The organism is Vibrio clamense (assembly GCF_050337905.1).
Classification (GTDB): domain Bacteria; phylum Pseudomonadota; class Gammaproteobacteria; order Enterobacterales; family Vibrionaceae; genus Vibrio; species Vibrio cortegadensis.
Genome location: NZ_JAKJTJ010000020.1, coordinates 560,922 through 566,921, shown reverse-complemented (window position 1 = coordinate 566,921; position 6,000 = coordinate 560,922). Strand labels below are relative to the sequence as shown.

The following is a 6,000-nucleotide window of genomic DNA, read 5'->3' as shown; positions in this document are numbered from 1 at the left end:
TTCGGGTTGTCACGCCAGTGGCATTGCCCGGTAGCTAAGTTCGGAATCGATAAGCGCTGAAAGCATCTAAGCGCGAAGCGAGCCCTGAGATGAGTCTTCCCTGGCACTATAAGTGCCCTAAAGGGTTGTTCAAGACTAGAACGTTGATAGGCAGGGTGTGTAAGTGCTGCGAGGCATTGAGCTAACCTGTACTAATTGCCCGTGAGGCTTAACCATACAACACCCAAGGGGTTTTGATGGACTCGATATATACAGACAAACTTGAATGAGTTTAGAGAACGAAAACAGCTTTCCGAATTATTTTACCTTTAGCTTTTTTAAAAGCTGAAAGTAGAAAAAGAATTTGCTTGGCGACCATAGCGTTGCGGACCCACCTGACTCCATGCCGAACTCAGAAGTGAAACGCAGTAGCGCCGATGGTAGTGTGGGGYTTCCCCATGTGAGAGTAGGACATCGCCAGGCTTTAAATTAAATCTTTAGGTTGACCGACCTGGAGATATGGACGCTCACATAGTGAGTTGACCACTGCGGAGTGGTAGTTCAGTTGGTTAGAATACCGGCCTGTCACGCCGGGGGTCGCGGGTTCGAGTCCCGTCCACTCCGCCACTTATTYAGAGTTTCAGCTCTTTAAAACTGAGATAGGGGTGTAGCTCCAATTGGCAGAGCAGCGGATTCCAAATCCGCGTGTTGGGAGTTCGAATCTCTCCACCCCTGCCATATATCAAGCCTCAGCAGAAATGCTGGGGCTTTTTTCATACCTACCGTCCGATAAACTTCAACCTTCCCATACAACACCTAGCTATTTTTTTATCCAACGATCTTTCTATATTTTCCAAATCTGTTTCTGGACCATATCCGGTCGAATGGATATCTGTGTCTCCATGGACTATAGAACAATGTATTTCTGGCACGGTGTACTTCGGCCAACAAATCGCAATAGATAGTCTCTGAGGGGCTTATACCAATTCCGTTAATTTTATGATCTAATAAAGACTCTAAAAGGAGTCCTTATGAAGCATGACTTTCCGAGTTTGATTAATTCCACATCCAATGCTCGGCTTAGAATGGGCTATTTAGCCGTTTCTCATTTTGTTGACGGTAAAGTCGCACTAAAATAGCTAAGTACCTTAAAGTTAGCAGAGTAAGCGTCAATAAATGGGTCACAGCATATCTCGATAATGGTCTTGAAGGACTTCAAGATAAACCACATTCTGGTAGACCCCATCGCCTAACTGATGAGCAGAAATCACAAGTCAAAGAATATGTTATCGAGCTCGCAGCTAATGAAAGTGGCAACCGCCTTCAAGCGAGAGACATTGGGCTTTATATAGAGCCATTTCGATACATCATATAAAAAGTCGGCGCTCTATTAGTTATTACATGACATAGGTCTGAGTTGGATCACTACTCGTTCTAAGCATCCTAAGCATCCTAAGCATCCTAAGCATCCTAAGCAATCAGTTGAAGCCCAAGAAGCTTTTAAAAAACTCCCAATCGAAACGATCCTTAAGATCCCTGGTCATGCGCCCTTAAAAGATGTCCAAATATGGTTTTAAGACGAGGCTAGATTTGGTCAACGTGATACAACTACGCGAATATGGGCAGAGAAAGATACGCGCCCCAGAGTAGTACAACAACCGCAATTCGAGTATGCATACCTGTTCGGCGCAGTATGTGTTACGACAGGAGAAGCTGAAGCGATAGTGGTTCCCCTGAGCAATATGGAAGCAATGAAATAGCAACTCAGATTAATGTCTCAAGCCAAACGGGTTGGCAAGCATGCTGTTGTTATCATGGAGCAAGCGAGTTGGCATCAGAGCTATCTTGCCGATGAATCTGAGAACCTCACAGTTATCCATATCCCACCTTATTCTCCCAAGCTTAACCCTATAGAACAGGTATGGAGTTGGCTTCGCCAAATGAAGTAGCAAACAGGTGTTTCGAAAGCTATGACGATATCGTAGAGACACTATGCGGTGCATGGAATCGGTTTTGTGAGGATAAACGCAGAGTTATGTCATTCTGCTCTAGAGGTTGGACTAAACTGATAGGGTAATTAATGGGGTAGGTATAATTAATGAGGAGTCAGCATCGGTATCGTTGTCCTTTGAAGCTACTCTGACGCTATTCTTTTCGTAACGCTCAGTGGCCATTAGACAATGGCTAATGGCTAATGGCTAATGGCTAATGGCTAATGGCTAATGGCTAGCAGGCATGTTGACCATTTTAGTAATCTTACGATCCTTAATATCCCACTATACTCTCCAGACCTCAACCCAATGGATTGGTTCGCCAGAACAACCTTGTTAATAGGAGCTTCAAAATCTACAAGGTATGAATTGATTGCGTATTTCGGTGATTGCGATCGCTCGTTTCGGTTTATTCCGATCACCTGATCCTACCGTTTTTCTCTCTTCTTATTTTTACTCTAAGTGATCGGATTGCGCCAGTTTTCTCATTGACTCACCTCCCAGTTCTATTCTATGACTATTGTGTACTAACCGATCCATTAGCGCGTCCGCGACGGTGGCGTTGCCGATCATGTTGTACCACTCCCTTACAGGTAACTGGCTGATGACGATTGTGCTGCTGTTTTGATAACGCTCTTCCAGCACTTCTAATAAGTGACCCGCATGCTCTTGAGTGAGTTTTTCCATCCCCCAGTCGTCGAGGATCAGTAAGGTTTTCTTAGCCAGCGATTGGAGTTGCTTTTGATAGCTACCATCCAGACGACCAGCGGTCAGGTCGTCAAGCAAGCGAGTTAATCGGTAGTAYYTAACCGTTTGTTGTTGGTCACAGGCGCTGGTTGCCAGTGCGCAGGCAAGATACGTTTTKCCTGCGCCTGTTGGGCCTGTAACCAAKATGTTCTGGTGTTTGTAYAGATAACTGCCCGTCAGAAGTTCGCTCATCTGTTTACGATTGAGGTTTCGTCCCTCCTTATAGATGAGTTGGCTCGGCTGCGCATCTACTCTCAGCTTGGCTTGTCGTTTTAAGCGTTGGAYTTTGCTCTGATTGCGATTCAAGATYTCGCTTTCCAGAAGTAGGCTTAGCCTTTCCTCGAAGTCCAGTTCTGCGTAGGTGGTCAGTTGCTCTTGCTGCTGCTCTAATGCTTTCGCTGCATGGCTCAAGCGTAGGGTTTTGAGTTGGTCGTTCAGTGCATTCATATCCTTTCTCCTAGTGATAACTGTTCGGGCCACGAACATTGCTATGAACAAGATTTGGCGTACTCGTGTTGTCTTTACTCAGTTGTCCTTCACGATTGTTTTTCAACAAATTGCTGATGAAGGTGTAATTGGATTTTGTCAGCATCAGCGCATCTTTACAGGCTTGCTCTAGGCGCGATTCGCCATAGGTTTTACTGAGGCTGAGCAAGCTAAGGCAGGAACGATAAGACTGCTCTGGATGAGGCTTGGAGTTCAGCATCTTATTGACGACTTCTCGTGTGGCTGGGCCGATATTGGCTCCCCAGCTAAGCAAGCGCCCTGGCGACCACTTCTGATGTTGATGGTTGCTTGGCATGTGCTCTGGTTGGGTGCTGTTTCCTCGCTCTCTTTGGCTACGTGGATGCTGGGCCACCAAGTTACCTTGATGGTAGATCTGCACCAGGCGATTAGAGGCTTCCAACTCGACATGGTGACCAACAAGTTGATGGGGAACCGAGTAGTAATGACGGCGATATTCGATGTGATAGTCAGGGCCAACTTTGGCTCGTTTAGTTTCGGTATACAGGTAACGCTGCCTAGGCAGTGGCTTTAATGCAGGTTTGTCGAGTTTATCGAACAGCGCTTGGCGGCTGGCGCCATACTGTTTCATCTCACGCTGATTTAACTCATTCATGAGTTCACGGATGGCGAGATTCAACTCTTTAAAAGTGTGGAAGGCTTGGTGTCGCAACCGCATCATGATCCAGCGTTCTACTAGGAGCACGGCATTCTCTGCCTTGGCTTTGTCTTTCGGTTTGTAGGGGCGAGCAGGCATCACGGCTGTTTGATAGTGATTAGCCAGCTTTTGATAGCTGTCGTTCAGTCTCGGCTCATAACGATTGGCTTTGGTGACTGCGCTGCGTAGGTTATCGGGAACTAAGAGTTGTGGTACGCCACCGAAGTGTTCGAACGCATTCGCATGCGCCTCTAACCAGTAGGGCTTCCCTTGGCTGGGGAAGGCTTCAACATAAGTGTAATTGGACGCGCCTAAAGTCGCGACGAACACCTCCGCTTCGCGCACTTCGCCTGTGTCAGGGTTGACCACCTGAAGCCGAGGCCCACAGTAATCGATAAACAGTTTATCACCTGCAACATGAAGCTGGCGCATGCTGCGTTTTTGGGTTTTGAACCAACGAGTGAAGTGCTCGCAGAACTGAGTGTAAGCGTAAGCTTGCTCTTGATATTGCTCATGATACTCCTGCCAGAGCAGCATCTTTGTCATACCTTTACGCCTGAGTTCGACTGCGTATTGAGTGAAGTCTGGCATAACTTTATCTCGACTGACTTTCTTGCCGTGATACAGCGCCTGTGTGAGATCTGCATCGCTGCAACTGTCGGGTAGAGGCCAACCAAGTTGGCTTTGTTTAAAGCGAGTAAGGAGTTCTGATACGGTGGACGGGCCGAGTTTAAGGCAAGAAGCGATACCACGATTTGAGAGACCGCAGTCGTATTTAAGGCGTAATACCTCTTTGATTTTGTTCATTGGAGTTCTCTTTTTGGCCATTGTCGCTTCCTTTCCTTCTTGTTTAAGAAGTAAAGAATAGCGAGCTATTGATTTAAAAGAGAAAAAGGAAGGATTTCGGCCATTACGATCGCGGTTTTCGCTATTCCGATCACCGATTTCGGAGTTTGACTAAAAGTGATCGGATAATCGCGGAATCAGTGATCGGTTTAAACCGAAATGGGTGATCGGATAATCCCGAAATGACTGATCGGAATGCTCCGAAATATGCAAATTGATTGTGTTTGTAAGGCTTAGAATGATCATTCTCAATGCGAAAGTAGAATAAAAACACTCTGTTTTCGTTAGTGGATAAGTCTGAATAGTAAATTAACGGCATTGGTACTATTAGCATTTAATATTTATGGTCTACTTCGAGCTTGGAAATAGCGGTTATATCACTATAACGGCCTCTATGGCTTGTGGCTAATTTAGGTTATATAACTTGGTCTATTATGAAAAAAATCGTTGCTAGGCTCATACAGAGGCGTATGAGTGATGTTCAAGTGTGAAGTGTTGCAGCTATTTTCTTCAGGCGAAAAAAAACCACTTCGTGAGAAGTGGTTTCTTAAATGTGGCTCCCTTTGCTGGACTTGAACCAGCGACATACGGATTAACAGTCCGGCGTTCTACCAACTGAACTAAAAGGGAACAGGTTTGTTTTATAGCAACAACGCTTATGATTTTTCAATCATGAAAAATGGTGCCGACTACCGGAGTCGAACTGGTGACCTACTGATTACAAGTCAGTTGCTCTACCTACTGAGCTAAGTCGGCACTAATTTCTTTTCGCTATCGTTTGTTACTAACGCTAGCTACTTAATGTGGCTCCCTTTGCTGGACTTGAACCAGCGACATACGGATTAACAGTCCGGCGTTCTACCAACTGAACTAAAAGGGAACAGGTTGTATCTAATTAAGAATGGTGCCGACTACCGGAGTCGAACTGGTGACCTACTGATTACAAGTCAGTTGCTCTACCTACTGAGCTAAGTCGGCACATTGTATTCTTAATTTATTCTATGCTCGTATTTTGATTTTTCAATCTAACACCAACAAAATGAATGTGGTGCCCGGAGGCGGAATCGAACCACCGACACGAGGATTTTCAATCCTCTGCTCTACCGACTGAGCTATCCGGGCAACGAGGTGTATTAAAAGGCTTTTCACGTTCTAGGTCAACATTAAATTGCAAAAAAAATGTTGTTTGCTGATTTTCTATACTTAATGGGCTGTTTGTAGGCATTTTGATCATTAAATGCATAGTGAATATGAGGTAAGAGGGGGAGGGTTACT

The 6,000-nt window shown here is 45.4% G+C and carries 2 protein-coding genes, 7 tRNA genes, 2 rRNA genes and 1 pseudogene; 5 read left to right on the top strand and 7 right to left on the bottom strand.

Annotated features, from left to right (window positions below; all coding sequences use genetic code 11):
- From L4C39_RS07755 to L4C39_RS07735, 5 genes and pseudogenes are all read left to right on the top strand, one after another.
- Nucleotides 1-216, top strand: a 23S ribosomal RNA gene (locus L4C39_RS07755); the annotation flags it as partial.
- A gap of 130 nt (nucleotides 217-346) precedes the next feature.
- Nucleotides 347-462, top strand: a 5S ribosomal RNA gene (gene rrf / locus L4C39_RS07750).
- A gap of 67 nt (nucleotides 463-529) precedes the next feature.
- Nucleotides 530-606 (top strand) — tRNA-Asp (locus L4C39_RS07745).
- A 34-nt stretch (nucleotides 607-640) separates the two neighbouring features.
- A tRNA-Trp gene (locus L4C39_RS07740) sits at nucleotides 641-717 on the top strand.
- Nucleotides 718-1,010: 293 nt separating this feature from the next.
- Nucleotides 1,011-2,056: pseudogene (locus L4C39_RS07735) on the top strand (IS630 family transposase).
- A 367-nt stretch (nucleotides 2,057-2,423) separates the two neighbouring features.
- On the opposite strand, the gene istB reads toward L4C39_RS07735, so the two are convergent.
- The 7 genes from istB to L4C39_RS07700 all read right to left on the bottom strand — a co-directional run bounded on the left by istB (nucleotide 2,424) and on the right by L4C39_RS07700 (nucleotide 5,847).
- Complete coding sequence (gene istB, locus L4C39_RS07730) at nucleotides 2,424-3,164, bottom strand: IS21-like element ISVch3 family helper ATPase IstB (RefSeq protein WP_429745259.1); 741 nt, start codon at nucleotides 3,162-3,164, stop codon at nucleotides 2,424-2,426.
- A 10-nt stretch (nucleotides 3,165-3,174) separates the two neighbouring features.
- Complete coding sequence (istA, locus tag L4C39_RS07725) at nucleotides 3,175-4,707, bottom strand: IS21 family transposase (protein WP_429745240.1); 1,533 nt, start codon at nucleotides 4,705-4,707, stop codon at nucleotides 3,175-3,177.
- A 572-nt stretch (nucleotides 4,708-5,279) separates the two neighbouring features.
- Nucleotides 5,280-5,355 (bottom strand) — tRNA-Asn (locus L4C39_RS07720).
- Nucleotides 5,356-5,405: 50 nt separating this feature from the next.
- Nucleotides 5,406-5,481: transfer RNA gene (locus L4C39_RS07715), tRNA-Thr, on the bottom strand.
- Nucleotides 5,482-5,529: 48 nt separating this feature from the next.
- Nucleotides 5,530-5,605, bottom strand: a tRNA-Asn gene (locus L4C39_RS07710).
- A 22-nt stretch (nucleotides 5,606-5,627) separates the two neighbouring features.
- Nucleotides 5,628-5,703: transfer RNA gene (locus L4C39_RS07705), tRNA-Thr, on the bottom strand.
- A gap of 68 nt (nucleotides 5,704-5,771) precedes the next feature.
- A tRNA-Phe gene (locus L4C39_RS07700) sits at nucleotides 5,772-5,847 on the bottom strand.
- Nucleotides 5,848-6,000: the final 153 nt, after the last annotated feature.

Excerpts from the sequence above, each read along its gene's own strand:
- istA (WP_429745240.1), bottom strand. The coding sequence starts at position 4,707 with ATGGCCAAAAAGAGAACTCCAATGAACAAAATCAAAGAGGTATTACGC.